General features: G+C 55.8%; 17 protein-coding genes and 2 pseudogenes. 9 read left to right on the top strand and 10 right to left on the bottom strand.

The window, feature by feature from the left end; translation table 11 throughout:
* Window positions 1-4: 4 nt before the first annotated feature.
* Complete coding sequence (locus tag KUF54_RS11320; protein ID WP_219342925.1) at window positions 5-4,108, bottom strand: YhdP family protein; 4,104 nt, start codon at window positions 4,106-4,108, stop codon at window positions 5-7.
* A 182-nt stretch (window positions 4,109-4,290) separates the two neighbouring features.
* On the opposite strand from KUF54_RS11320, the gene glnE reads away from it, so the two are divergent.
* Window positions 4,291-7,080 carry a bifunctional [glutamate--ammonia ligase]-adenylyl-L-tyrosine phosphorylase/[glutamate--ammonia-ligase] adenylyltransferase gene (gene glnE, locus KUF54_RS11315; protein ID WP_219342924.1) on the top strand — a complete coding sequence of 930 codons (2,790 nt, stop codon included), beginning with the start codon at window positions 4,291-4,293 and terminating at the stop codon, window positions 7,078-7,080.
* A gap of 340 nt (window positions 7,081-7,420) precedes the next feature.
* Here the strand turns inward: glnE and KUF54_RS11310 are convergent, their stop codons facing one another.
* Window positions 7,421-8,038 carry a glutathione S-transferase C-terminal domain-containing protein gene (locus KUF54_RS11310; RefSeq protein WP_219342923.1) on the bottom strand — a complete coding sequence of 206 codons (618 nt, stop codon included), beginning with the start codon at window positions 8,036-8,038 and terminating at the stop codon, window positions 7,421-7,423.
* A gap of 233 nt (window positions 8,039-8,271) precedes the next feature.
* Between KUF54_RS11310 and purB the strand changes: the two genes are divergently transcribed.
* The 3 genes from purB to KUF54_RS11295 all read left to right on the top strand — a co-directional run bounded on the left by purB (window position 8,272) and on the right by KUF54_RS11295 (window position 13,814).
* Window positions 8,272-9,651, top strand: coding sequence for an adenylosuccinate lyase (gene purB / locus KUF54_RS11305; RefSeq protein WP_219342922.1), 1,380 nt, complete (start codon window positions 8,272-8,274; stop codon window positions 9,649-9,651).
* Window positions 9,652-9,793: 142 nt separating this feature from the next.
* Entirely contained in the window at window positions 9,794-10,354 is a 561-nt protein-coding gene (locus KUF54_RS11300) for a YaeQ family protein (RefSeq protein ID WP_169106667.1), read from the top strand.
* 130 nt (window positions 10,355-10,484) lie between these two features.
* Window positions 10,485-13,814 carry a hypothetical protein gene (locus KUF54_RS11295; protein ID WP_219342921.1) on the top strand — a complete coding sequence of 1,110 codons (3,330 nt, stop codon included), beginning with the start codon at window positions 10,485-10,487 and terminating at the stop codon, window positions 13,812-13,814.
* A gap of 71 nt (window positions 13,815-13,885) precedes the next feature.
* On the opposite strand, the gene KUF54_RS11290 is transcribed toward KUF54_RS11295, so the two are convergent.
* A complete protein-coding gene (locus KUF54_RS11290; protein ID WP_219346376.1) occupies window positions 13,886-14,329 on the bottom strand; it encodes a DUF3717 domain-containing protein in 444 nt (147 codons plus the stop codon).
* A 472-nt stretch (window positions 14,330-14,801) separates the two neighbouring features.
* Here KUF54_RS11290 and KUF54_RS11285 point away from each other — a divergent pair, with 472 nt between their 5' ends.
* The 3 genes from KUF54_RS11285 to KUF54_RS11275 all read left to right on the top strand — a co-directional run bounded on the left by KUF54_RS11285 (window position 14,802) and on the right by KUF54_RS11275 (window position 16,628).
* Window positions 14,802-15,560 (top strand): TerC family protein, encoded by a 759-nt coding sequence (locus tag KUF54_RS11285; RefSeq protein ID WP_219342920.1) that lies wholly within the window; start codon window positions 14,802-14,804, stop codon window positions 15,558-15,560.
* Window positions 15,561-15,692: 132 nt separating this feature from the next.
* Window positions 15,693-16,163 carry a hypothetical protein gene (locus KUF54_RS11280; protein ID WP_219342919.1) on the top strand — a complete coding sequence of 157 codons (471 nt, stop codon included), beginning with the start codon at window positions 15,693-15,695 and terminating at the stop codon, window positions 16,161-16,163.
* Window positions 16,164-16,265: 102 nt separating this feature from the next.
* The gene (locus KUF54_RS11275; RefSeq protein ID WP_370627521.1) at window positions 16,266-16,628 is read left to right on the top strand and encodes a phage holin family protein; all 363 of its coding nucleotides are present in this window, start codon (window positions 16,266-16,268) and stop codon (window positions 16,626-16,628) included.
* Here the strand turns inward: KUF54_RS11275 and KUF54_RS11270 are convergent.
* Window positions 16,587-18,217 (bottom strand): annotated as a pseudogene (locus tag KUF54_RS11270) (M48 family metalloprotease). The gene KUF54_RS11275 and the pseudogene KUF54_RS11270 sit on opposite strands and share 42 nt — an antisense overlap.
* Window positions 18,218-18,421: 204 nt before the next feature.
* On the opposite strand from KUF54_RS11270, the gene moaC reads away from it, so the two are divergent.
* A complete protein-coding gene (moaC, locus tag KUF54_RS11265) occupies window positions 18,422-18,895 on the top strand; it encodes a cyclic pyranopterin monophosphate synthase MoaC (protein WP_219342918.1) in 474 nt (157 codons plus the stop codon).
* A 212-nt stretch (window positions 18,896-19,107) separates the two neighbouring features.
* Here moaC and KUF54_RS17420 read toward each other — a convergent pair.
* The 5 genes and pseudogenes from KUF54_RS17420 to KUF54_RS11245 form a co-directional block, all read right to left on the bottom strand.
* Window positions 19,108-19,539 (bottom strand): annotated as a pseudogene (locus tag KUF54_RS17420) (transposase); the annotation flags it as partial.
* Between the two features lie 51 nt (window positions 19,540-19,590).
* Entirely contained in the window at window positions 19,591-21,285 is a 1,695-nt protein-coding gene (locus KUF54_RS11260; RefSeq protein ID WP_219342917.1) for a PglL family O-oligosaccharyltransferase, read from the bottom strand.
* A 48-nt stretch (window positions 21,286-21,333) separates the two neighbouring features.
* Complete coding sequence (locus tag KUF54_RS11255; protein WP_219342916.1) at window positions 21,334-21,816, bottom strand: pilin; 483 nt, start codon at window positions 21,814-21,816, stop codon at window positions 21,334-21,336.
* 177 nt (window positions 21,817-21,993) lie between these two features.
* Window positions 21,994-22,710 carry an FHA domain-containing protein gene (locus KUF54_RS11250; RefSeq protein ID WP_219342915.1) on the bottom strand — a complete coding sequence of 239 codons (717 nt, stop codon included), beginning with the start codon at window positions 22,708-22,710 and terminating at the stop codon, window positions 21,994-21,996.
* Window positions 22,711-22,987: 277 nt separating this feature from the next.
* A complete protein-coding gene (locus tag KUF54_RS11245; protein ID WP_219342914.1) occupies window positions 22,988-23,923 on the bottom strand; it encodes a LysR family transcriptional regulator in 936 nt (311 codons plus the stop codon).
* Between the two features lie 53 nt (window positions 23,924-23,976).
* Between KUF54_RS11245 and mnmA the strand changes: the two genes are divergently transcribed.
* The gene (gene mnmA, locus KUF54_RS11240) at window positions 23,977-25,107 is read left to right on the top strand and encodes a tRNA 2-thiouridine(34) synthase MnmA (protein ID WP_219342913.1); all 1,131 of its coding nucleotides are present in this window, start codon (window positions 23,977-23,979) and stop codon (window positions 25,105-25,107) included.
* Between the two features lie 72 nt (window positions 25,108-25,179).
* On the opposite strand, the gene KUF54_RS11235 is transcribed toward mnmA, so the two are convergent.
* A complete protein-coding gene (locus tag KUF54_RS11235; protein ID WP_219342912.1) occupies window positions 25,180-25,872 on the bottom strand; it encodes a response regulator transcription factor in 693 nt (230 codons plus the stop codon).
* Between the last annotated feature and the right edge of the window lie 22 nt (window positions 25,873-25,894).

Genomic DNA, 25,894 nt, shown 5'->3' with positions numbered 1-25,894 from the left:
TTTCCTAGGGGTTAGCGGGGGCGGGTTTTTTGATGGCTTCACCGCCAGCAGGCTCAGAGGCCGCGCCGGGCTTGGCGCCGCTGCGGCGCGGCAGCTCTGTGACCTGCGGGTCTTCCCAGCTGCCGTGAACGTGAAACTCCTTGGTGGCCGCAGCAATCAACGGCCCACGCAAAATCATCTGCGCCAAAAAGCTGCTCAGCCCCACGACAGGGTTGATTGCGGTGGCGACTAGCGATGCAGACAAGGCATTGATCTCTGGCACGACCACCACATGCAAGTCCTGCGTTTCCTTGTCGATATCGGCTGAGCCTTCCATCAACACCGCAGCGTTCACGCCCTTCATTTGCATATTATTGGTCTTGGCAATGCCGCGCTGAATGGTGACGTCGCCACGCATAAAGTCAAACGAGAAACCATCGCGAAACACATCGCGAAAATCCAGCGTCAAGCGCCTAGGCAGGGCTTGCAGGCTCAGCACCCCCAGCAGCTTGGCCAGCCCCGGTTCTGCCTTCAAAAACTGTCCCTTTTGTACCTCTAGGTGCAAAGCGCCAGACATGGTCTTGAATAGTGGCGTCACGGGTGATCCCGTCCAGCTCACATCGCCCTTCAAATCACCCTGTCCGTTGGCCACCACGCCCGGCATGTCAAAGCGATTGAGCAGCTTGCCTACATCGCGCAGATTGAGCTGAAACTGCATCTGCGTCTGACCGGGGTGCTTTTTATCGCTGCTGCGCATGCTCCACGAGCCTTGTGCCGTGAGCACAGCCTCTGGCGTGGTGATGTTAAAGCGGGACAGCTGCCACTCACGCAAGCCCGGCGCTGCAGCGATTAAGTGGTTGCGCGCCACCACATCCAGACTGCCCAGCGAGCGCTTGCCCAGCTGAAAATCCTCTACGCTGATCTGTAAAGAAGGCAATTCACGCACGACACTTTGCTGCGTGACTGGCGCATCTGGCTCTTCATCAGGGCCATCAGGAATCGTCATGCGCGAGAGCTTGGCGATGATCGTGCCACCCGGCTCCTGCGCGGACGGCTCGCGGTACTCCACGCGACCCGCCAACTCACGCGCCTGAATCTGATTGATCCAGACCTTGTTGACCTGACTGAGCTGCAGCGATACATCGTGCAGCGACCGGCCATGGTGCTTGACCTCTTGCGCCTTGAGCGTCAGCTGCTGCGGCAAAAACTGGCGCCAAACCTCTTCAGTCGTATTCGCTGCTGCGCCCACTGCAGGCTCCTTATCCTCAGGCAGCAAGTGGCCCCACGCATCCAAATCAAGTACCGGCAGCTGCACATTGGCGCGTATGCCAGAGGGTGGCAGCCGTACCTCCGCTTTGCCAGACTCCTGCACTTCCAAGCTGCCTCGCGTGATGCGGCGCTGCTCGCCACTGATATCGCGCTCTAGCAAGGCCGCTGCAGAGTTGCCCCACTGCACGCTGAGCTGATCGGTCAGCGGCTTGGCCACTGGCGCCACGGTGCGGCTCACACGCAAGGGCAGGGCACTTTCAGCCGATTTACCCAAGGGCGCAGGCAGTTGCACGGCCATACCCTGCAAATCAGACTGCACGCTGATCTCAGGCTCGCTGTGTAGCACTTTGATTTGCACTCCATACCGCGCTTGGCCCTGCAGGTGCTGGGCTAAAGCCGATAGCTCGCTCATTTCCTTGGCATCGCGCAGGCCCTGCGCTGTGGCCACGCCTTCCACGCGCATCTGCACTGCAGGCGTATTGGCGTCAGCTACAGGTTTCATGCCGCCATCAATGCGCACATCACCGCCCAAAGCCTTGGCCTGCACGCCTTGGAGCTGAAAACCGGTCTCTGAAAACATCACATTGCCACGCGCCTGCGTCAGCAGCGGTACATCGGGCATCAATTGCAGTGAATTGCCCGCCAGCGTGACATCGCCGCGCACCATGCTGCGCTCCAAATGCATGATGGGCAAATGCAGTTTCAGGTTGAGCTTGGCATTACCTGTGGCGCGGCTGCTATCTAAAACATGAGCAGTGAGTGGAGATAGCGCCGAGGCTTGCACCACATTGAGCATATCGGCCAGCGCCCCATGGGCCTTGGCATTGACCTCGACTTCGGTCTTGTGCCAATCGGCCACACCGGCCTGTGCCTCGTCCACCACGACAGGGGTATGACCCAAAAAGCCTTTGGCCTTGCGCACCTGCATGGAGTTGCGATCAAACACCAGCTCGCCCGAGAGCTTGGTGAGCGGCGGCCACGGTTTCTCACCGGGGTTTAGTAGGTAGTCGGGCACGAAGTGGTAATTCACATCATGCACTTGGGCGTTGATGTGGAAGTCGCCTTCGGGCGCTTTGTCAAACGGGAACTGCTCGAGCTCACCCTTTACGCGGAAAGTCACCGCGTTGGTCTGCCCCGAAGCCACTGCCTCACGCACATAGCGCAGCGCATCGCTGCCCAGCTCTTTGGGCAAATAGCGATAGACACGCTCGCCCTTGCCGCGGCTCAGCTCCCCCTTCAAATCCAGCAAGCCCGGAAAACGCGGCTGCTCCTTGGTGCCAGCGCCGGTCTGCCAAGTTGCCTGTGCCTGGCCTGCAGCATCCTCATTGGCAAAACGCAGCTTGAGCACTTGCACCTTGATCGACGGGCCTTGAGCCTTGTCGTTTTCCTTGCCATTGGGCTTGCTATTGCGCTTGACCTCCCAGCGCACCGTGCTTTCAAGCTGGTTAAATGGCACATCGGGGTCTTCAAACACACCGGGAAAACTCATCATGGCTTGGCCAGAGTCTGGCGCTTTAGCCAAGGTGGCCTCGCCTTGGTCTTGGTCGAGCGTGAATTTGCCGCTCAGCCCCTTGAAGCCGGGAGCGCCTAAATGATCAGGCCCTTGTGGCGACTGCTGAGAGTGCAAAGCCAGTTGTTCGAAGCGAGCAGAAGCCTTGTACTGAGATGGCTGCTGTAAAGCACCGCGCCATGAGAGTTTGAGATCACTCAGCTGCCCTGCTGGCTCTAGTGCCTTAATCTGAGCTTGCAGCCCTTCTGGCAGCGGCAAGCGCTGCAACATTTGCGCAGCAATGGCCAAGTCAATGCCATCGGCTTTGACATCGCCATGCTCACCCAAAATGCCTTGCTCTGGCGCCCCGGCAGGCGTATAGCGCAGGCTGAAGTCGCCCTTGGGCCAGTGCAAACCATCATCTGCCGTGAACTTCAGGCCCTGAACTGAAAACTCATAGCCGTTCTGATCTTTAGCGCGCAGCCGCCCTTGCAAAGCCTGCAGCGCAAGAGGCTCGGGCTTGTCTTTCCACTGCAGTTGCAGCTGCTGCACCGCAACATCGGCCACCGCGCCCACAGGCTGGCCATGGCTTAAATCGACCCATGCGCGCACCGAGCCTTTGCCCTGTTGCAGCTTCCAGTCTTGCGCCTCTAAATACTGGCTCAGCTGCGACAAATCGACCTGCGGAAAGTCCAGATAAGCCTGACCGCTCCAGCGCTCGAGTCGACCTTCATGCACCGACAGCAGCGGCTCTTTAAAGTTGCCCATGGCGGTAAAGCGCTGGCCCCAAGCCTCAGGCGGCGTTGCATCAAGGCGCAGCGAATGGCTCCAGCCTTTGTTGCGCAGCACCAAGTCCACATCCTGCAGTTGTAATGGCGGCGCATCGCGCATTTCATCGATCCACTGCAGCTTGCCGTGGCGAATCGCAATTTCAGGTTGGGAAAAAATCCAGTCAGAGTTCGTGCCCTTGCTGGGGCCTGAGGCAATGGCAATGCCCGCCACAAAAATCTGCCCATCCGCAGCCCGGCGCACCGTGAGATCCGGGCTATCCACATAAATCTGCTCAACGCCAAGGGTCATTAGTGAGTGGGCTGTTACTGCCACGACCACCTTGCGCAAATGCAAGGCCTCACTATCACCCACAGGATCACGCAGCGCCACATCATGCAGCTCAAAAGAGGGAATCAAGCCAGAGCGATAAGCGGACAAAGAGCCGATAGAAACCGGTATTCCAAGCGTGCGAGAGGCCAGGGATTCAAGCTCGGGACGCCACTCGCCGATTCGCGGCACAATCCAGAAATGAAGCCCTCCCCACACGGCGGCTAGTAGGAGCCATAGGCTCAGGACCAGCCCTAAAGCCCACCGTGCCATGCTGGCCAGCCTATGGATTTGGCGAGGTGGGAGTGGTTTCGGTTCGATCATCGGTGGCTTAGGAATGGCAGGAATTATGACCGGCGCTCTTGCGCGCGTGACGGTAACCACATGTTGCCTAGTTGATTACCTCCCAGCCTGACCCCATTTTTACGGTCCGCATGCAGTCCTCAGAGCAAACCATGGCAGATAACGCCCTCAATGTTTCTTCTCCGGCCCAGTACTCGCGCTTTGTCCAGCGCTTGCACCGCCGTTACGAAAACTGGTTTGATGCCTTACCGCCAGGAGCCCCCGACCGAGCACTGATGGAGCAAGCGCTGACCACACTGCAGTCGCGCGGGCTCGATCTTTCCGCCGCCCTGCGCGTGCTGCGCCAGTTGGTGATGGATCGCATCATCGCTTTGGATTGCGAGCAAAGCGCTCCTCTTTCTATAGTGACGCGTGCAGTCACTGAGCTCGCTGAGATCGCTTTAGACCGTGCATGCACACAGGTGCGCGCTGATTTAGATACCCGCTATGGCGCACCGCAAGGTCCTGCAGGTCAGCCCGTGCAGTTCTGGATCATCGGCATGGGCAAGCTGGGCGCTCGCGAGCTCAATGTCTCCAGCGACATCGACCTGATCTATGTCTACGAGCATGACGGCGAAACCGCAGGCCAGATCGATGGCCGGGGCGTGATCTCCAACCACGAGTATTTTGGCCGCGCCGTCAAAGGCATCTACGCCTTGGTGGGTGATACCACCGAGCATGGCTTTGTCTTCCGTGTCGACCTAGCCCTGAGGCCCAACGGCAACTCGGGCGCGCCCGCTGTTTCGCTGGCCTCGCTAGAGGAATACCTGCAAATTCATGGCCGCGAATGGGAGCGCTTTGCTTGGCTCAAAAGCCGCGTTGTTGCACCGCTTTGCGACACCAAAACGCCCAATGTGCAGGCTCTGCGCAACGTGGTTTTGCCCTTTGTCTTTCGCCGCTATCTGGACTACGCAGTGTTTGATTCGCTGCGCATTTTGCACCGCCAAATTCGTGACCACGCGACCAAACGCAGTGCTGGCCACCCTGAGCGCGCCAACGACGTCAAGCTGTCACGCGGCGGCATCCGTGAGATTGAATTCATCGTGCAACTGCTGCAAGTTGTGCGCGGAGGCCAGTTCCCCGAGCTACGCTGCCGCCCCACGCTAGAAGCCTTGCAGCGCTTGGTGCGCGCCAACTTGATGAGCGCTGATATTGCCGATGCTTTAAGCCGTGCCTACACTTTTTTGCGCCAAGTAGAGCACCGCATTCAGTACTTGGATGATCAGCAAACCCATGTGCTGCCCACCCGCGACGACGATCTAGGCTGGATTGCCAGCACTTTGGGCTTTGCCGATGTATCTCGATTTTTGCACCAACTAGACGAGTACCGCGAGCTGGTTGCCCAAGAGTTCGACACCTTGCTCGGCGGTGACGCCCAGCAGTGCAACACGGGTAACTGCAATACGTCCAAAACAGCTGCCAGCGGCACTACGCCCCGAGACCTTGAGGAGCTGATTGAGCTTTTGCCACCGGCGCTGGCCGGACAAGTTACCGACTGGCGCAACAACACCCGCATCAACGGCCTGCGCGACGAAGCCCGGGCACGTCTGTTCAGACTGGTAGAGCGCACAGCGCAGTGGGTGGAAAGCGGCCAAGCCAGCGTAGAAGCCGGCAAGCGCTTTTTGCAATGGCTGGAGCCTTTGCTGCGCCGCGAAAGCTACCTCGCTTTATTGCTGGAACGCCCGGCAGTCCACGACAGGTTGCTACACCTTTTGGGGGCGGCACGCTGGCCTGCGCGATACCTCCAGCAGCACCCCGGCGTCATTGATGAGCTGGCCAGCGATGCCATTTTGAAAGAGCGCTTTGTTGCAGCCGACTTTGAGCGTGAGCTGGGCATGCGCCTTGCCGCGCTGCACTCCACAGGCGAAGACGATGACGAAACCCTGCTCAACTTGCTGCGCCGCGCCCACCATGCCGAAGTCTTTCGCACCTTGGCGCGCGATATTGAAGGCCGCATTACCGTAGAGCAAGTCGCTGACGACATGAGCGCCTTGGCTGACAGCGTGCTGCGCATCACCGCTCAGTGGTGCTGGGCACGCCTCAAAAACCGCCACCGCGATACGCCACGTTTTGGCATCGTCGGCTACGGCAAACTGGGCGGCAAAGAACTAGGCTACGGCAGCGATCTGGACATCGTCTTTGTGTTCGACGATGACGATGACCGCGCCGCCGAGGTCTATGCCGCCTATGTGCGCAAGCTCATCAACTGGCTGACTGTGAAAACAGGCGAGGGCGACCTATTTGAGATTGACACGGCCTTGCGCCCCAACGGCAACTCGGGCCTGCTGGTCAGCAGCTTCGAGTCCTATGCCAACTACCAGCAGCAGCGCGGCAGCAATACGGCGTGGACTTGGGAGCATCAGGCCATGACCCGCGCCCGCTTTGTGCTGGGCAGCCGAGATTTTCCCTCTTCCGCAGGCGAGTCCGTTACCGATCTGCACCTGCACCAGCGCTTTGACGATGTGCGTCAGGCGGTCATCACTGCGCCACGTGATGCAGCGGCCCTGCGCAGCGAAATTGAAACCATGCGCGAACGCGTGCGCAGCGCCCACACGGTGCGCGGCGGCCTGTTTGACGTTAAGCACAGCCCCGGCGGCATGGTCGATGCAGAGTTTGCTGTGCAGTACTTGGTGCTGTCCCAGTCTGGCGCTCACCCTGAGTTGATTGCCAACGTTGGCAACATCGCCCTGCTGCAACGCGCGGAAGACGCGGGTCTGCTGCCCAAAGGCGTGGGTTATGAAGCTGCCAAAGCCTATCGCGAGCTGCGCCGCCTGCAGCATGTGGCGAGGCTCGATGAGCAATCTGGCCAATTGGAGCCTGAGCAGGTCAAGGTCCAGCGCGAAGCGGTGCTCAAGCTTTGGAATTTCGTCTTTCACAGCTCTGCGAAGGCGCAAGTTATGTAGAAAAACAAAGCATCTGGAAGTGCGTGAATGCTGTTTTCTGCCCGCTGGCAGATTTCATCAAGAAAAACCTACAGTCGCCACCAAACTGTTACATAAACAATGCTCATCAGATCTGGAACTTCTGCAACAGTGTCCCATCTGATAGACAGGTGCGATGAACTTACGAGGTCTGCATTCACCCATTTCCAGTTGCGAAGCCCTTGGGTCCGCCCATTGAAAACCCCCGGAGCGCTTCTCCTCCCTCCCTCTCTTAATTCGTTTCGGGATGCTTCGCAACTTTTTTATTCCGCAGCAAAAAGGCCGCTGACAAGTGGCCTTTTTCTTTGCTTGGGCTCAACGCTTAATGCGGCACCGTATTCACAAAGCTGGGGCGCGCTGCCAGCTTGGTCAGCAAAGTGTTCAGATTCGGATGATCGGCACGCCAGTCCAGCTCGGGAAAGCGGAAATCCAGCCAGGCCAGAGCACAGCAGACGCTGACATCGGCCAGCGTCAGGTGAATGCCGCCGCAGCAAAACGGCTTTTCTGCCAAGCCATGCGACATCACCTTCAGCGCGGCATTGACCTTGCCCATTTGGCGATCCATCCATGCTTGGCTGCGCTGCTCTTGTGTTCGACCGCTCCAAGTCGCTTCTAAGCGCACAGAAATGGCTGCATCCAACAAACCATCAGCCAGCGCTTCCCAAGTTTTGACTTCGGCACGCTCACGGCCTGTGCCGGGGATGAGTTTGCCCACGGGCGAGAGTGTGTCCAGATATTCGACGATGACGCGGGAGTCGAACATCGCCTCCGTGCCCTCCATCACCAAGCGCGGCACTTTGCCCAGAGGGTTGCCGGTACCGGGTGAGAGATCCGCCTCCCACGGGTTCTCTTCAATAAATTGATAGTCCAGCTTCTTTTCAGCCAGCACCACGCGAACTTTGCGCACATAGGGGCTGGTGGTGGAGCCTATTAGTTTCATAACAGCTGTTCCATGGCACATAAGATTTCGGCCACTGGGCCGGGCGATGAGATTGATTCTATGCGCTGCCCACGCGCAGTTGTCATGCTGCCAACCTCTATTGAGAGGCGCCAACACAAGCCTTGATACGTCGTTGCTTGGCTGTGTTCCCCGCTTTAGCAACACTCAGCCATAGCAGGTGAGCAACCCAGTTGAGCGTGTGAGTGATTTGACGCACCTACAATTGCGCCACCATGAACCTGTCCTCCCTCACCGCCATTTCTCCGCTGGACGGCCGCTACGCCGCCAAGCTGTCTGCCCTGCGTCCCATCATGAGCGAATACGGCTATATGCACCGCCGTGTTCAGGTGGAGGTGACTTGGTTCATCGCCCTGTCGGATGCCGGCTTTGCCGAATTTCCCGCCCTGTCCGCGCAATCGCGCGACTATCTGCACGCTTTGGTTGCCAACTTCTCCGAAGCGGATGCCGACGCCATCAAGGCCATCGAAAAGACAACCAACCACGACGTGAAGGCCGTGGAGTACTGGATCAAGGCCCAGTTTGACGGCCATGCAGAACTGCAAAAATCCGCCGAGTTTGTGCACTTTGCCTGCACCAGCGAAGACATCAACAACACCAGCCACGCCCTGCAAATTCGCGTCGGTCGCGACACCGTGCTGCTGCCCGCCGTAGAAGGCATCATCGCCAAGCTGCGCGATATGGCTCACTTGTACGCTGAAGTGCCTATGCTCAGCCGCACCCACGGCCAGACCGCCTCCCCCACCACCGTGGGCAAGGAACTGGCCAACGTGGTCGTGCGTCTGCAAAAGGCTGCCGCCAACATCGCTGGCGTGAAGATTTTGGGCAAGATGAACGGCGCCGTGGGTAACTACAATGCCCACCTGTCGGCCTGGCCCGAGTTTGACTGGGAAACCTTCAGCCAAAACGTGGTGGAAGCCGCTGAGCCCAAGGGCCTGGGCATCAACTTCCAGCCTTACTCCATCCAGATCGAGCCGCACGACTACATGGCCGAGCTGTTTGACGCTATGGCCCGCACCAACACCATCTTGATCGACCTGTCGCGCGACATCTGGGGCTATGTGTCTTTGGGCTTCTTCAAGCAGCGCCTGAAGGCTGGCGAAATCGGCTCGTCCACCATGCCGCACAAGGTCAACCCTATCGACTTTGAGAACTGCGAAGGCAATCTGGGTATGGCCAACGCCATGCTCAAGCATCTGGCAGAAAAGCTGCCCGTCTCGCGCTGGCAGCGTGACTTGACCGACTCCACCGTGCTGCGCAACATCGGCGTGGCCTTTGGTTACACCACGCTGGCCTACGCCTCGCTGATGACCGGCTTGAACAAGCTGGAGCTCAATGAAGAGCGTTTGCAAGACGACCTGAACAACGCTTGGGAAGTGCTGGCCGAGCCTATCCAGACCGTGATGCGCCGCTATGGCGTGCAAGGTGCTTACGAAAAGCTCAAGGAAGTGACCCGCGGCAAGACGGTGTTGGCCGAAGACCTGCACGGTCTGATCAATGGTCTGGAAATTCCTCAGGCTGACAAAGACCGCCTGCTGGCGATGACGCCTGCTTCGTACATCGGCAAGGCTGCCGAACTCGCCAAGCGCGTTTAAAAAGGATAGCTGCTAGTCCTTGATATTCAAGTGCTTCAGCATCAAAGAGCTGCCAAACCTAAAATTTATTAGGGCTGGCAGCTCTTGTTTTTGATAGTTTTAAAAGGGCTGCCTGCGGGCAGAACGACAACGGAACCCCGCCATGGCCATCAAGTCCACCATTTTCAAAGTCAATCTGTCGATTGCCGACATTGACCACGGCTACTACGCAGACCACAACATGACGCTGGCCCGCCACCCCAGCGAGACCGACGACCGCATGATGGTCCGTCTGGTCGCTCTGGCGCTCAACGCTTGGAAGCTGCAAGACCTGTGCAACGGCGACGGCACGCTGGGCTTTGGCATTGGCCTGTCTGACCCGGACGATCCGGATGTGCACATCACCGACTACACCGGCCAAAAACGCCTGTGGATCGAAGTCGGCCAGCCCGACGAAAAGCCCATCACCAAGGCCTGCAACAAGTCTGACCACATGCTGGTCTATCCGTTTAACCACGCCGCTCACATTTGGTGGAAAGGCTTGGAAGGCAAACTGGCCCGCCAGAGCAAGCTCGAGATTCACTACATCGACTCCGAAATCGCCCAGCAACTGGGCTCTCTGGCCGAGCGCAGCATGCAGCTGCAAGCCACGATTCAGGAAGGCCAGCTAACGCTGTCGAGCAATCTGGGCACGGTGTTCGTCGAGCCTACGCGCTGGAAATAACGCCAATTAGCACTGAAATTAACCAATTTCAGTGATTCCCCAGTCCTTCGTCTCTGGTTACAGTTTCCAGCTGTAACTGCGGGTCGTTGATACGACCCGCTCTGGCAAGGTATCGCGAGGGATAGGGATGATGGCGTTTTCGTTTCAAAAATACTGGCTTGCGCCATTGATCGGCCTGTTGCTGCAGGCTTGCGGCGGCGGGGATAGCGCAGATGCCTGGAGCCCCGGCACCGATAGCAGACCGGCCGCAGGCACTGTAATGACACAGTTACCAGGCGCATCACAGCTGAACCTGCTGACCGTGCAGGCGGTGGATTTCCCGGATCGTGACCTTCCTGAAGCACCGATTACTGGTGCAGTCGCTACCCTCCAGCTCCCGGGTGACTTGGCCGACCAGTTGCTGACCGTGCGCGTTGGCAGAGTCAATGAAGAAGCCCGGTTGGCCGCCCAGCAAGAAGGCACTTCCATCGACACTTCGCAGGGCACTCCTGCCACGAATTACGGTCATTTGCTGCTAACAGGCAGGCAATTGCAGCAGTCTGGAGTCATCCTCAACCCTTTGAGTGATTACATCAGCCGGCGCACCGATGACTATGTCGAGCTGCAGACTCATGAGCGCATTCGCTACTATCAGGATGCCATGGCCACGGAGTTCATCCGCTCGGACCTGACCGGCGACGGCCTGGTCAACTTTGACGATGTGTTGGCCTTTAACCCCCAGTTGCCGCCCCATCTGCAGCGCATCACGTTTGATTACCTCAGCGCCATGCGCAGCCCTTTGTCCAGCGGCTTGACGCTGGAGCAGACCTATGCCCAAGCCCCTGAGCAGTTGGATGCAGCCTTGCTGGAGGCTTTTGACCCGCATGAAAGCGTCACCCCGCCCAGCCGAAGCAGTGCGACCTTAGGCAGTCTGCATATTGACGTGGACACTGGCGGCATCATCACTGTTGCAGAGTTGCCCCAAGTCAGACTCAATGACAGCAATCCGCGCATGATCTATCGCTACGACCGCAGCGCCCCGGCTGCGACGCTGACTTTGTATGCAACGCCTGACGAAGGCTGGAAGTTCGTGCGCTGGGCAGGTTGCCCTGAAGCGCTGACTGACGGTGGCTGCCGCATCGTCGCAAACGAGGACGCTCATGTGTCGGCCCAGTTCGGCCTGACCGAAAACACGCTGCTGGACGATGTACCTAGCCTCATCGAGCTGGACAGCCAAGGTGCCAGCTACGTGGCGCAGTACACCGGCGATGTGGTGGAGTTCAGCCAGGTCAGCGATCCGGCGCTGGTGCAAGCATTGACCCAGGCCAGCGTGGACACCGTGCTGGCCCGCTCCAGTGCTGAACATCCCTTGCAGCGCATCACAGAGATCCTGCCCGCCAACGTGGCCAACAACTGGCGCTTCAGACTCGAGGATGTGGATCCCGGCGAGGTATACAGCGCAGTTTCGGCCTTCGACTCAGGCGAAGTTGCCGTATTTGACGAAGTCGCTCAGGTGAAGATCACCCTCGACGGGCAAGAAGATCCGCAGTTGCAGCAACTGCAACAGCAGGCGCAGAAATTGCAAAGCCGCAGCCTAAGCAGCCCGAGCAGCCAGCTCAATGCCGCGCGCGATCTGGCAGTGTGGATTCCAGGCCATGGCCGCGCGATTCCGGCCGGTCATGGTTATTACCTGGTTGACGGCGGCAACGGCGGCTTTCAACTGCTTCGCAGTGAATCCGGCGTTCAGCTCAGCAGCGGCCAAGCTGCCGTGCGCAGCGTCGCAAGCGCCTGCGCGGCGAACCCCCTCGCACCAGACTGCACCTTGCTGAGCGTCAGCGCCAGCAGAAAGGCCAGAACACTGGCTGCAAGTGCTGCCAACTCTGCGAGCCCGGCCAAGTGCACCATGCTGCTCGATTTGCTGCCTGACCAGAAGCTGGGCTGCAATGTCAGTCTGCTGGAGATCAAGTTCCAGCAGGGCATCTTGGTTGGCAAGTTCAAGCTTGAAGGCAACCTCGCTGTTACGCCCTACGGCAGCATGTCGCTGCGCTGGATGCCGCTGCCAGTCTTTCCCTTCGCTGCAGTGGACTTCTCGGCCAATGGCCGTGGCGTGATTGATCTGACGGTCGGGGCCGAAGCTCTGGCAGGCGTGGGTTACAGCGGTCAGGCCTTCGGAGCGGTGGGTGTGAAGGATGACAAAGGCACCACGCAGTGGAACCCTCTGAGCTTCCCTGCTAACCAGAGTGCCGACAGCATGAGCGCCATGGCCAGTGGCGCGGGCGGCACTGCGCCGAGCACTGGCGTGGATCAGGCTGCAGCCCAGATGCCTGCGGGCAAGACCTCGGCCCCCGCTGAGCTCAAGCGCGTAAAGTCTGTCAGCGACACGAAGACACTGCTGGGCATTGAATTGCTGCTCAACCGTGCCAGCCCTGCGGGTGTTGTGTTTCCAGTCAAGCTTAAGGCTGGCATCACTGCCACGACCGAAGGGGCCATCGGGCTGCAAGTCAAGATGGCTAAACAGGTGCGCATGTTCTATGACATGGACGTCGACATCGGTGCACGCTGCAAGAAGGTGCTGAAAGTCACGCTGTGCTACGGCATCAAGATCCCGCAACGCGCCAGCGGCAATTTCAAGGTCAAGACTTATTCGAAGTTGAGCATGGGCGTTGTGGCCAACGGTGAGTTCTCGCCCGGCGTGCAGCTGGCCGTCACCGCTGGCCCACGCGGCGTGGCCGAAAGTCTGCTGGAAGGCAGTGCCGGAGCGTCCCTGCCTCTGGCGCTGGTGGGGCAGATCGGCGGCATGCAAGCGAGCAACTTTCCGCAGGACACCATCAAGCAACTGCCGCCAACATGCGGCATCACCGGCAAATCACTGGCCTTTGGCATGGATCTGAAACTGGCCGCCGCAGCCAAGCTCAAGCCTGGCATCGACGTAAAGCTGGGCAAAAAGCAAGTCAAGATCACCTTGCTGCCAGAAATCAAAATCTTTACCTTGGAGCACCGCATTCCACTCATTGCCACGACGCTGTACAGCTTCCCGGCGACGCCGGGCGGCTCAGGCTCTGAGCAGTGCCTGCCCGTCGAGCAGCGCTCCGCGTACTTGATGCCTAATGAGGTCTCATGGAATGCGGGCGGTCTTGACTGGGATCAGCTCAATCAGGTCGTGACTAAAACGCACCAACTCATCCGCGAAGATAACGGCAACCTTGTGCTGTACGCACTCAAGCGCGCCGGAGGCAGCGGTGGTGTGACGGGTAAATCAAAGGTCTGGGAAAGCGGTTTTACCGATCACCCGGGAGGGCGCATTGCCTTTGACCGCCACGCCGGTCGCCTGATCGCTTATGACCTGCGCGAGAAAGTGCTCAAGAAGTGGCCTGACGACAAGGCGGCCAAAAATCAGGTCGGCAGCAAGCTGGTGCTGACTAGCTCGGGCAAGCTGGAAATCCGCAACGCAAGCAACGTGCGGATGTGGTCCATCAACTAAATCAAGGAAATGGGTTGGTGGCTCTTTGCAGGGCTACCGCCAACCCCGTATTCTTGCCGCCGCTACCGCTGTCAGCGGCGGGTTGGAGCGGAAAACACCGCTCCGCCTTGTGTCTCACGGGCGCGCTCGGCATAGCGGTTAAAGCGCCATGAATCAGCCTCCAAGGTGATTCGTCGCCACACCACCCGCTTTTGGGCAGGCTCCATCGCCGGCCACAGTTGCACTTCTTCAAAGCTGCGCCCACAGCCCTTGCATTTTTCATCGCCTTGGCTGGTAGAACAAATGGCAATGCAAGGCGTATCGGGCATGGTGTCAAACCAAACCAACCAAGCCGCCATGGCATAGGTCGGGAAGCCTTCTACCGCCACCTCATGCTCACGCGCATAAATCATCAGCGCATAGACGTCAGCCAGCGCACGCACTTCGGGTGCCAGCAGCACACCATCGGGTGATGGGGTGCGACCTCTCCAGTAGTTGATGGCAGCTTCAATGTCGGTGATGTGGATGGCAGTCATGGAAGAGTAAGGCTTGAACGCAGGAATCATAAGCCGCTGCCTGATCGTTTGCGCTGACAAGGTTGCTCTTGTTCCAATAGCAAGAAGTCAGCCTGCAGCAATGACTTCAAAAGCCTTTGGCTTTATAAAACCTGTGGCAAAGCTGGGTTTTGTGACTTGCCTTCAACGGCGCACTGTGTTGAAATCCCTGCCTTCGAAGGGGAGTAGCTCGGCCAGAATCGCGATATGCTGGCAGCGGACTGGTCGTCAATACGAAGCTTCACGCTTCCGGCCATTCGGATTGCAGCCATGCTGCATTTGAGCAAGACCTTTGATAGGCCTACGATGGTCGATCAAAGCGATTCCCCGAGCCTGGTTTTTCCTCGCCCGGATAGCTTTTGACTGACGTCGCAAAGGTCAATTGACAGCGGTAGCTAGTGAAGCGTTTGCGCCACACTAGCTCGGCAACATTGGATAACGAGGAAAACAACACATGGACTTCGACTTTCTAACCCACACGCCCTTTTGGATTGCGTTGGGGCAGATCATCATCATCGACATCTTGCTAGGTGGCGATAACGCCGTCGTGATCGCGCTGGCTTGCCGCAAGCTGCCCGCTGAGCAACGTCGCAAGGGCATCATCTATGGTACCGCTGGCGCCATCGTGCTGCGAATCATCCTGATTGCCTTCGCAATGGTGCTGCTGGCACTGCCATTCCTCAAGGTCGTTGGTGCCATCTTGCTGATCTGGATTGGCGTCAAGCTGCTTGCTCCTGATGACGAAGGTCACGACAACATCCAAGGCAGCGACAAGCTGTTTGCCGCCATCAAGACCATCATCATTGCTGACTTGGTGATGTCTGTGGACAACGTGATCGCCATTGCCGGCGCCGCACAAAGCTCTGGCGAACACCAAATGCTGCTGATTGTTCTGGGTCTGCTGATCTCGGTGCCAATCATCGTTTGGGGCTCGCAGCTGGTTATCACGCTGATGGAACGTTTCCCCATGATCATCGTGGCTGGCGGCATGCTGCTGGGCTGGATCGCTGGTGGCATGTTCGTAACCGACCCCGTTTTCGTCAACACCGAAAAGTGGCTGTGGATGCCTAAGCTGGGCACAACCGACGCGCAAGGCTTGGCTGATATCTCCAGAACCCTGTACTGGTCCGCTCACATCGGTGGCGCACTGCTGGTGCTGGCACTGGGCAAGTACATCGTCAGCCGCCGCCCCGCTGCGCCTGCTGCTCACTAATTCAGCATCTGCCTGAAAATTCGTGAAGTTTGCGGAACTGTCCGCAACTTCACGAATCACATTGCATTCAAGTCGGCATATCGCATTCCGGTATGCCGCACCCTTCAACCTTCGTTCCAGTTAGGACGCACTTTGAACCCCATCATTGTTTACGTGGATGACGCCACATACGCCCAGCCAATGCTCGAAGCACTTGCGGGATCTAGCCAAGCGGCTTCTTCTCACTGGTTGCTCGTTGCCTGCGCTCCGCGCATGACTCATCGAGTGAGCAAGTGGGTGAGCCACCGCGCCCGCGAAAATTGGCGCGGTAAATGGGCAGACAAGCTGTTTACAGCCGTGATGCCTGTGATGACGGCAAACGGCGGCAAAGTCACGCCAGTTCTTGCCAAGGGCCCCCTGACCGAGTTGGTCGCCGAGTTGCAACAAGAATATGGCGCCGCCCAAATTATTGATGCACGCCGCCCCAAGCAAGAGGTCGCGCAGGCAGTTCCTGCCAAACAAGGCCAAGCAACGACCAAGGGAAGTCGCTGGAACTTGCCAGGCACCATGGCTGGTATTGCCGCCATGATGGGCTTTGTGATTGACGATTCACTCTCAATTTAAGAGCTGAACTCGCCCTGTAATAAGCCTTGTGCGGCAAAAGCCTCGCAAGGCTTTTTTCATGCTCTTTTAAACATGCTTGGGCCAGGCAAGCGACCTGCTGCTATGCTGGACAGCATGAAAATCATCGTCAAATGGCTTCTTTGTGCCGCAGCGTTGCTGGCGGTTACTTACATCTATAGCGGTGTGCAGGTGCAGAGCTTTGGCTCGGCCATGATTGCCGCCTTGGTGATCGGCCTACTCAACACCATTGTTCGCCCCGTTTTGGTCATCCTGACCCTGCCTGTGACCATCATCACCGTGGGCCTGTTCCTTCTGGTGGTCAATGGGTTGATGTTCTGGATGGCATCGGGACTGCTGGGCGGCTTTCACGTCGCCAGCTTCTGGGCGGCCATGCTGGGCGCGCTGATTTACTCAGTGCTCGGCCTACTTATTGATCGACTTGTCGCTCAACTGTTCTCTGAGTAACTCATTCACGGCACGCAAGCGCGTGTCGATGATGGAGGCCTCGAAGTAATCCGCCTTGGCCCCCGCCTTGCGGGACAAGTCTTGAGCTGCCTTAAAACGGTCTACCGCTGCTGCATAGTCATAGCGGGCCACCTGCGCCTCCGCCTCAGCGCGCAGCGCCCGCAACTCCTGCCCCTGACTACGCCATACAAGGGCCAGCGCCTGCCATGCACCAGCGTCACGCGGGTGGTCTGTCACCCATGACTGTAGTGGGCTGCTCATCGTGCCCGCCTGATTGAGCTCGAGCTGAATATCGGTCTTCAGCAGCAGCTCGGGCCTGCGCGGGGCAACTTGCTCCACTACATTGATGGTTGCCAAACTCGGCCCCGCTGCATTGCCACTGGCTACCGTCTTGGGCGCCGCTTGTGGTGGATTGCTGGACTGCAATGGCAAGGCTGCCAACGCAGCTTGCGCATTGCCTGCCTTGAGTTCCATCTCAGCATTCAACCATTTGGCTTGGATATTCGCCTGGGCATTACTCGCTGTCGCAGAGAGCAAACGCTGCACCATCTCGCGTGCAATAGCCCAATCGCTCAGATACATGGCGCTGAGCGTGGCTGCATACAACTGCGCAACTTGCTCGGTCTGCGCAAGGGCAGAGAAGCTGCTAGAACGCGGCAACATTGCCCATTCACGACGAACCTCTGCCGCTGGGTTTGAAATCACCCGAGCGCGAGCAGCCATCATCACATGCTCCAGTGTCGGTTTCGGATCGGCAGCACGTTTGCCGGGGGAATGCGTGCATCCATATCCGCAATACGCTGTGTGGTCAGCGGGTGGCTGCGCAAATAAGGCCAGCTGCCGTTGTCATTCAAACGGCTCGCCTGCTGCAGCTTGCCAAACATGCTCACAAAACCTTGAGGCGCAAAGCCAGCGGGAGCCATGAGGCTGTAGCCCATGCGGTCAGCCTCACTTTCCATAGCGCGCGAGAAATTGAGCTGGTTTTGCATCATGGCGGCCGGCCCACCCATCATGATGGCCATCGCCGCATCAGGGCTGCGCGTCGCTGCCAAAGCGCCCAGAAGCATGGACGCGAGCATTAACGGTGTCTGCTTGCCCTGCTGCGCCATCATGCGAGCAATGTGCCGCTGGGTGATGTGACTGGTTTCATGGGCGATCACCGATGCCAGCTCATCGCCACTGCTGACGACGCTAATCAGTCCCAAATACACACCCATGTACCCACCGGGCAAGGCAAACGCATTGACCTGGCGGTCTTTGCCCAGAACCAGCGTCCAGGCAAAGCGCTCTTGCAGTTCAGGCGACAGCTCACCATTTTTGCGCGCTGCATCTTGCAAATGCAGCCACATCGCTTCGACATACTCCTGCAGTACCGGGTCATCCAGATAGTCCGGGTCCCGGTAAAGCTGCTTGGCAATAGAGTCACCCAGCCGGCGCTCATCGCCGGTAGTCAGCGAAGATGCGCCATCGCCCAAGGTCGGCAAACCCACCGCATGCGCAGAAGACATCAATGGAGATAAGAACTGGGCTGCTATTAAAAAAGAAGCTGTCAGTGCTTTTAGCGTATGGACTTTAGGCAGTTTTTGCATCAAAAATGGCATGGCAATCACGGCATGGCCAGCATTCAGCCCCCTGAGCTGCTAGCAGTTCAACACCCCACTATGATGCCCTGATTGATGTCAGCGGCGGCATTTCAGCCTGTTACACACAGGTAAAGCTGCCAGCGGCCCTCTCCAGCCCTCTACTAATCAGCCGAGTCTGCACACAGGCGAGGCTGAAGGAAAGCACAGACCATGTCCTCTCTCACCCACTTCGACGCCCAAGGCCAAGCCCATATGGTGGACGTTGGCGACAAGCCAACCACCCACCGCATCGCAGTCGCAGAAGGCCGCATCACCATGAAGCCCGAAACGCTGGCCATTGTGCAGGCCGGTACCGCTAAAAAAGGCGACGTACTTGGCGTCGCCCGCATCGCCGCCATCATGGCCGCCAAAAAGACCAGCGACCTTATTCCCTTGTGCCACCCTCTGGCCCTGACCCGCGTGGCTGTGGAGTTTGAACTGCTGCCCGAATCCAACTCCGTACTCTGCACTGCCACCGTCGAATTAAAAGGCCAGACCGGTGTGGAAATGGAAGCCTTGACTGCCGTGCAAGTCGGTTTATTGACTATTTACGATATGTGCAAGGCTGTGGATAAGGGGATGGTGATGGAGGGGGTGCGGGTGCTGGAGAAAAAGGGAGGCAGGTCGAGCAGTTGGACGGCTTAAAAGGGGATTGTGTAAGCCCTATTAGATAAAGCTTGTAACGAAAACAAGCTTTTCTTGCGAGAGCAACTGTAAGGGATTGTCTGCATAAAGTGTAGAAGCTCCGATCTGATCTGACAGCTGCTCCCAGTTTCGACTGGGCGGGTTGTCAGATTAATTCTGGAGCTGTTGCACAAATCCAGTTTGAGGCGAGTTATCCCAAACCCTAGCCGTGGCTATGCCACACCTACCGTCTGAGGATGGCCCAGTTCAGTGAATCGATTCAATATGGCCGCCCGAATATGCAGTTCATTGACTTGGCCCTCAAAGGTACAGTACATCACGCGTTCACCCAATCGCTTGATGCAGTTTATTTTGGTTTCCACCAAACTTCGCCGGAGTTAGCCACTCCAGCGTTTCCAAATATTTTGCCCTAACCGTCTGCATGCAGCGATTGCAGCATGCAGACGGTTAGGGCAGTTCCTTTGTGTATTTGGGCATTTTCACGAGGCTGAATAATTGGGGTAGCTCCTCAGCGCATCACAGCGTCATAGGCTGGCTGTGTGTCATAAGCGCCATCGCCCCTTAGAAATCTCTAGCACTTCATTCTCAGGCAACTGCATAAGCAAATTAGGTACCACTGCGGAATCACTCACGTTATTGGAGGTCGCGACTGATAGTTGAAATTTTCAAGGTTAAGGTGCCCTAAACCATTCTTTTTAGTTTTTTGCTATAGAAGGGTAATTAGGTAAATGGTCATACTTCAACCTTAAATTATTCCAATTATTTTCTGAATCGCTGCAATTAAAAGAGCTAGATGTTTTGCATATTCTAATTAAGGAATTAGTTGCATCTTGCGGTCTATTATTTAGCCCCGCAGCAAGTGCATAGCGAAATAAAGCTGGTGCATGTCCATATCTTTCAGAAATTTTCCTCATCCATTCCAATTGTTCTTCAGACATATTCTCTTTGGCTGTCGTTCTTGCAAATAATATGTAGTTTTTCTGTTGGTCAAATAATTTGATATTATTCACATTTTTGTCATTCGCATCAATAACCAAACCACGATCTTCAAGTCGAAGATTTTGCACATTGCTTTCAACATTTAAATAGTCGTAACCAACCCATATTAAACAGCTTAATAAAATGCTCGGAGCAATTAACTTTCTGACAAATACGTTGTTGATCTTAAAATATTTTGCATCACTCTTTTTTTTCTCTATTGATCCAAGAAGAAAGCTAAATGGCATTAAAAAATAGGCATACTCAAGTGGAAATTCCAGCATTGAATGCACGAGAAAGCAACTAAGAAATAGAACCACAAACTTATCAAATATATCTGTTTTAAAAAAAACAAATTTACAAAGCCATTTTATAATAATGGCAAATAATAATAACGAAATCGGTATTCCATTCCATATTATGACATCAAGAATTAAATTATGAGTGTGTTCAATAAATTCGTGTGTTGAAGGGTAATTGGTTACAGTTTTTGCCAATGCAACTGAAACTTGATTCCATCCATAACCAAACCACGGCGCCATAAAAATAGCACTGATCGCTGTTTGCCAGTGAATATAGCGAGTGCCTATTGATGCTTTATCTTTTCTTAACTCGGAAAATTCAAGAAAATCACTTGTAATTGGTAGAAAAATATACCATATTGCAAGAAATATAATTAGCGATGCAATAAAAAAATATATAAGCCTTTTATTATTGTTGTAAAAAACAAGACCTAATATAAAAAAAACTATCAATTCTAAAAAACCAGCCCTAGATTGCGCAAGTGCTAACCCCCATGCAAAAAAAATCAACAATACTACTGTTATAGATGTTCCTATATCGCGTTTATAGTAAAGATAAAATATTCCACAAAAATTCAACATTATAAAAGTAGCAAATTGATTTGGCTGTGCAAAATTTGCATATACACGTCCATTAAATGGCACATGAACTGAAAATAGTCCCAAAGAATCGACGGAGAGCCACTGTCCTAGGGCCACCCACATAGATATCAATCCCGCGATCAGTACGAAAACTGCAAAATATTTATATACTTCATCCTTTCCTCCCAAAAAATTAAAACCTATACATGCAGCCAAAGCTGCTAAAAAAATATATAAAAAAACTACTATGGCATCTCCTTTAAAATAAATTAATCCAAAATAATATTGAAAAATAGGAATAATTGAAACAGCAAGAAAAATTATTGAAATAAAAGGGACTTCAACTTGGCCTCTATTTAATAAAATTACAAAAGAAATTACTACTGCTGCGCAGGCAACCCAATCTGAATGGAATGCCAACCATGGGAAATAGTGATTTGAAACAAGCCAAGAAATCGCGAGCAACGCATAAAATGCGTATATATTTAAATTTTTTCTCATAGCATTCTCAAAAAAAAAGAGCGTCATAGACGCTCTTTTTTTCTTTATATAGCCCTACTTAGAGAGCCATAAAAATTATCCGCGGCAAGATGCTGGCAAATATTTCGTCAGGGTAGTTGCATCAGCAGCCAAAGGACCACATTTCCAAGAAGCAATGGGATCGCCCACTGCCGCCACAGCAGTACCGCTTGCCAGCAGTGGGGTCATCACGATCGACTTGCCAGCAGCGGCTTTCAACGAAGCATCATTAGTAGCCAAAATAGTGATAACGCCAGCTGCACTAGTTGTCACAGATTGCACATACTTTGTTGCTCCAGTACCAGTTGCACTACCAACTTCACAACCCCATGCATTGGCTGCAGGCAATGAAGAAGAAGTTTGATATACCTCAGTCACAGCAGTACGGCAAGTGGAGCCAGCCAGAATTGCTTCTGACAGCTTTGCCCGCACTGTGTAATCCTGATAAGCAGGCAGAGCCACGGCAGCCAGAATACCGATAATCGCCACAACGATCATCAGTTCGATCAGGGTAAAACCCTTTTGGATAGAACGCTTCATAAAAGACTCCTAGGTTGGTTAAGTATTTCTATATTAGCAATCAACGTGCCAACTTTTGAGCTAACGGCAGGCTTGCAAAGATGACATGTTTTGCTACATCTGCTGACAGTGGGAGAACATTTTTGGCGCATCTGTCAGAAAAGATGACAAATTTGTCAGCTCAAATGTCAGAGATTCTTATTCCACTACAAAGCGCATGGAGCTGCCTGCTAAGTCCACCGTATCGCCATTGAGCAGCGGTACAGACAGCGGGCCGACCACCTGGCCATTGAGTTTCAGGTCTTCACTCGCACCTTCAAGCTGAGTCAGCACAAAGCCGTGTGGCTTTTGGGTGATGGAGGCGATGGCTACACCTGGCTTGCCCAAGGTGGTAACTACCTTAAACAGTGGAACTTCCTTGCCTTGCAGGCTACCGCTGAGCATGCGAATGACGGCATGGCGTTCTGGGAGCGCAGAAAGGGAGCCCTGAATGGTGGAGGCAAAGCTGGAAATCTCGCCAAATCCTGAAGGCGTGGCCAGTTTGGCGTAGTCACTGTCGGCTTCTTCAGAAATATGAGCCAGCACCTTATTAATGGCAGCTACGGCCGGTGTGTCTGCACCCTCAGCGGTGCTATCTAGAAAGCGAATTTTGTAGCGGCCGATGTCCAGTAAGTCGCCATTGAGCAATTGTTGCTTCTGAATAGCGCGACCGTTCACGTAGGTGCCATTGGTGCTGCGCAGGTCTTCGATGCTGACTTTGCCGCCAGAGAGAACGATCACCGCATGCTCGCCGCTGACGGCCAGATTTTCGATCACGATGTCGTTGTAAGGACGACGGCCTAGAGTCGTACGCTCCTTGGTGAGCTTCGCTTCTTTGATAACAGCACCATCGATTGAGATGACCAAGGTTGGCATGCACGAAGCTCCTGAGGAAACGCCAAGTTCAACTTGGCTCTACTAACTGTATTGTTCACACTGTACGTGCGATTGGACGCAAAGTCACCAATCGTAACGACTGTGATTCTCTACCGCATGTCGCATCTTATGGCACGAAATACATGGGATGGCGACTTCTGATTGAATTTATCAACAGTGCATTTGCAAGCAGGATACATGCCGACTTTTGCATCAAAAGTAGACGGCTTGCTCAACTCCGATAAGTACGCGATGGACTGACCCTTGCCGCGCAGCATTACAGCAGCGTAGCGCCTACCCAATCACCCGAAGTCACCAACTGTCGCGCGCAGTCCATTAGCACCACGCGGGCGGCCAGAGCTGCTGGGGATAGTTCGTCGTCCGACAGGCTACATAACGCGGCTTTGCGGCGTACGGAATCGTCGGCGATTTGCGACCACTGAAAGTGCTCGGCGGCGTCGCGGTACATGCCGACAGCTGACCAAGGCTGGACGGTGGCACCCATGCCAGCGTCTACGGCTTCCATCAGTAGGGTGAGCGAGTCGATTTCCATGGCCATCTGCGACTGAAAACCCGCGCTGGTGAACGAGGCCATGATGGAGCTGCGCAGGCCGTGGCTGCCTGACGGCAGGATGAGCGGCACTTGCTGCAACTGCTGCAGGCTGATGGGCACTTCGTGCTCGATTTGCGGCGCCACTGGTTGCTGGCGAGATTGGATGAGAAAGAGTCGTTCTTCTAGCAGCTGCATCACGCTCCAGCGGCGGGCGGATTGCGTATCAAAAAGAATAGCTAGATCCAGTTGTCTGGCATTGAGTAGACTCGTTAAATGACCTGAAAGTGCGGACACCATGTGTAGGCGCACATCGGGGTAGCGCTCGCGCATGGCGCGCATCAGCGGCAGGCCCAGCACATTGGCGATGGTTGGCGACAGTCCCATGCTGACAGCGCCCGACAGCCTTGCCTTCTGAGCGGCGTGAATAGCCTGTGCGGCATGGCGCAGCGTAAGCTGGGCTTCATGAAAAAAGGCCAGCCCGGCCTCGGTGGGGGTGACTCCGCGCGGTGTGCGCTGCAGCAGCCGGGTGCAGAGTTCAGACTCCAAGCGGCTGATTTGCTGGCTGAGTGCTGACTGCACCAAGTCCAAATCCAGCGCTGCGCGGCTCATAGAGCCGAGTTCAACAATCCGTACAAAGTAGCGCAACTGGCGCAATTCCATGGCAAATCCTCACACTCGCAGCAGTTGGCGGTCGCTGGGATAATCGCATACCTATGAGCAATAAGCAGCGTGTTGTGGTTGGTTTGTCGGGTGGTGTGGATTCCGCCGTGACTGCCTATCTTTTGAAAAAGCAGGGCCATGAGGTGGTCGGCATCTTCATGAAGAACTGGGAAGATGACGACGACAGCGAGTACTGCTCGTCCAACATCGACTTTGTGGATGCCGCTGCCGTGGCCGATGTGATCGGCATCGAGATTGAGCATGTCAATTTCGCCGCTGACTACAAGGACCGCGTGTTCGCCGAGTTCCTGCGCGAATACCAGGCAGGCCGCACGCCCAACCCCGACGTGCTGTGCAATGCTGAGATCAAGTTCAAAGCCTTCCTAGACCACGCCCTGCGACTGGGCGCAGAGAAGATTGCCACCGGCCACTATGCGCGCGTGCGCCAGAACCCCTATACGCAGTTGTTTGAGCTGCTCAAAGGGCTGGATAACAGCAAGGACCAGAGCTACTTTCTGCACCGCCTGAATCAGGCGCAGCTGTCAAAAGCCATGTTCCCTGTGGGCGAGCTGGAAAAGACCGAGGTGCGCCGCATTGCTGAAGAGATTGGCCTGCCCAATGCCAAGAAGAAGGATTCCACCGGTATCTGCTTTATCGGTGAGCGCCCATTTCGTGACTTCCTGAACCGCTACATCAGCAAAGAGCCCGGTCCGATTCTTGACGACCGCAACCGCAAGCTGGGTAAGCATGTGGGCCTGTCGTTCTATACGCTGGGTCAGCGCTCGGGTCTGGGAATTGGCGGTGTGAAGGAAAAGGGCGCTGAGCGCGGCGCGGGCGACCATGCGCCGTGGTTCGTCGCTCGCAAGGATATGGACAAGAACATTTTGCGTGTGGTGCAGGGGCACGACCATCCGCTGCTGCTGTCCCATGCTTTGGTGGCTGACCAAATTAGTTGGGTGGCAGGCCATGCACCGGCTGAGGGTGTGCAATACGGCTCCAAGACCCGTTACCGCCAGCCTGATTCGCCAGCGCTGATTTCTCAGGCGACGGCTGATGGCTTCCGTCTGGACTTTCCAGAAGCGCAATGGGCGGTGACTCCCGGTCAATCGGCGGTGCTGTATGACGGTGATGTCTGCTTGGGCGGCGGCATCATCGCGCAGGTCGATCCTAAAGCAGCTTCGTAATTGAAGGACGTGCACTTGATGGCCTACTAGCGAACAGAGGCAGAGGAGCACATTCTCTGAGAGATAGGTGCTTTAGTGCAGCAAACCGCGTGCTCTTGCTTCGCTGACAGCCTTGGTGCGTGATGGCACGGCCAGCTTGCGGTAGATGTTCTTCACATGACACTCCACCGTATAGCGCGAGAGAAAAAGTGATTCGGCAATTTCTCGGTTAGTCATGCCGTCGGCCACCAGCTTGAGAATTTGAATTTCCCGGGTACTCAGCACTGCTTCAGGGGGCACGTCTTTTTGCGCCTCGGCAGAGGTGGGGGCTTGCAACTCGGTGATGATGCGCCGTGCAATAAACGGATCAATCGGCGCGCCACCGCGCAGCACGCTGCGAATGGAGAGCATGACCTCCAAGTCGTCGCGCTCTTTAAGTACGTAACCATTGGCTCCAGCGCGCAGGGCCGAGAGAATGGCGTCCTCAGTACTCCAAGCCGAGATGACCAGAATGCCCATGCCGGGGTCGGATGCCCGCAATTGGCGAATCAGGTCAATGCCGTTGCCATCTGGCAGGCCTAAGTCGACGAGTGCCATGGCAACCGGGTTCTCTTCCACCTGGGCACGAGCCTGCGCCAGACTGGCCGTAAAAATGAGAGCGTCATCTTCATAGCCCAAGCTGCGCAAAATGCTTTCTAGACGATTGCGAATCAACGGTTCGTCTTCCACCACGATCAAGGGACTGGGGAGAGTGGATTCAACGGGGATGGGGAAGCGGCCGGGCATGAAGAAATCAATCTTTATATTT

This window comes from Comamonas sp. Y33R10-2 (genome assembly GCF_019355935.1).
In the GTDB taxonomy this organism is placed as follows: Bacteria; Pseudomonadota; Gammaproteobacteria; order Burkholderiales; family Burkholderiaceae_C; genus Comamonas.
This window is presented reverse-complemented; position numbering and strand designations above follow the sequence as displayed.

Excerpts from the sequence above, each read along its gene's own strand:
- KUF54_RS11320 (WP_219342925.1), bottom strand. The coding sequence starts at position 4,108 with ATGGCACGGTGGGCTTTAGGGCTGGTCCTGAGCCTATGGCTCCTACTA.
- glnE (WP_219342924.1), top strand. The coding sequence starts at position 4,291 with ATGGCAGATAACGCCCTCAATGTTTCTTCTCCGGCCCAGTACTCGCGC.
- KUF54_RS11310 (WP_219342923.1), bottom strand. The coding sequence starts at position 8,038 with ATGAAACTAATAGGCTCCACCACCAGCCCCTATGTGCGCAAAGTTCGC.
- purB (WP_219342922.1), top strand. The coding sequence starts at position 8,272 with ATGAACCTGTCCTCCCTCACCGCCATTTCTCCGCTGGACGGCCGCTAC.
- KUF54_RS11300 (WP_169106667.1), top strand. The coding sequence starts at position 9,794 with ATGGCCATCAAGTCCACCATTTTCAAAGTCAATCTGTCGATTGCCGAC.
- KUF54_RS11295 (WP_219342921.1), top strand. The coding sequence starts at position 10,485 with ATGGCGTTTTCGTTTCAAAAATACTGGCTTGCGCCATTGATCGGCCTG.
- KUF54_RS11290 (WP_219346376.1), bottom strand. The coding sequence starts at position 14,329 with ATGACTGCCATCCACATCACCGACATTGAAGCTGCCATCAACTACTGG.
- KUF54_RS11285 (WP_219342920.1), top strand. The coding sequence starts at position 14,802 with ATGGACTTCGACTTTCTAACCCACACGCCCTTTTGGATTGCGTTGGGG.
- KUF54_RS11275 (WP_370627521.1), top strand. The coding sequence starts at position 16,266 with ATGCTGGACAGCATGAAAATCATCGTCAAATGGCTTCTTTGTGCCGCA.
- moaC (WP_219342918.1), top strand. The coding sequence starts at position 18,422 with ATGTCCTCTCTCACCCACTTCGACGCCCAAGGCCAAGCCCATATGGTG.
- KUF54_RS11260 (WP_219342917.1), bottom strand. The coding sequence starts at position 21,285 with ATGACGCTCTTTTTTTTTGAGAATGCTATGAGAAAAAATTTAAATATA.
- KUF54_RS11255 (WP_219342916.1), bottom strand. The coding sequence starts at position 21,816 with ATGAAGCGTTCTATCCAAAAGGGTTTTACCCTGATCGAACTGATGATC.
- KUF54_RS11250 (WP_219342915.1), bottom strand. The coding sequence starts at position 22,710 with ATGCCAACCTTGGTCATCTCAATCGATGGTGCTGTTATCAAAGAAGCG.
- KUF54_RS11245 (WP_219342914.1), bottom strand. The coding sequence starts at position 23,923 with ATGGAATTGCGCCAGTTGCGCTACTTTGTACGGATTGTTGAACTCGGC.
- mnmA (WP_219342913.1), top strand. The coding sequence starts at position 23,977 with ATGAGCAATAAGCAGCGTGTTGTGGTTGGTTTGTCGGGTGGTGTGGAT.
- KUF54_RS11235 (WP_219342912.1), bottom strand. The coding sequence starts at position 25,872 with ATGCCCGGCCGCTTCCCCATCCCCGTTGAATCCACTCTCCCCAGTCCC.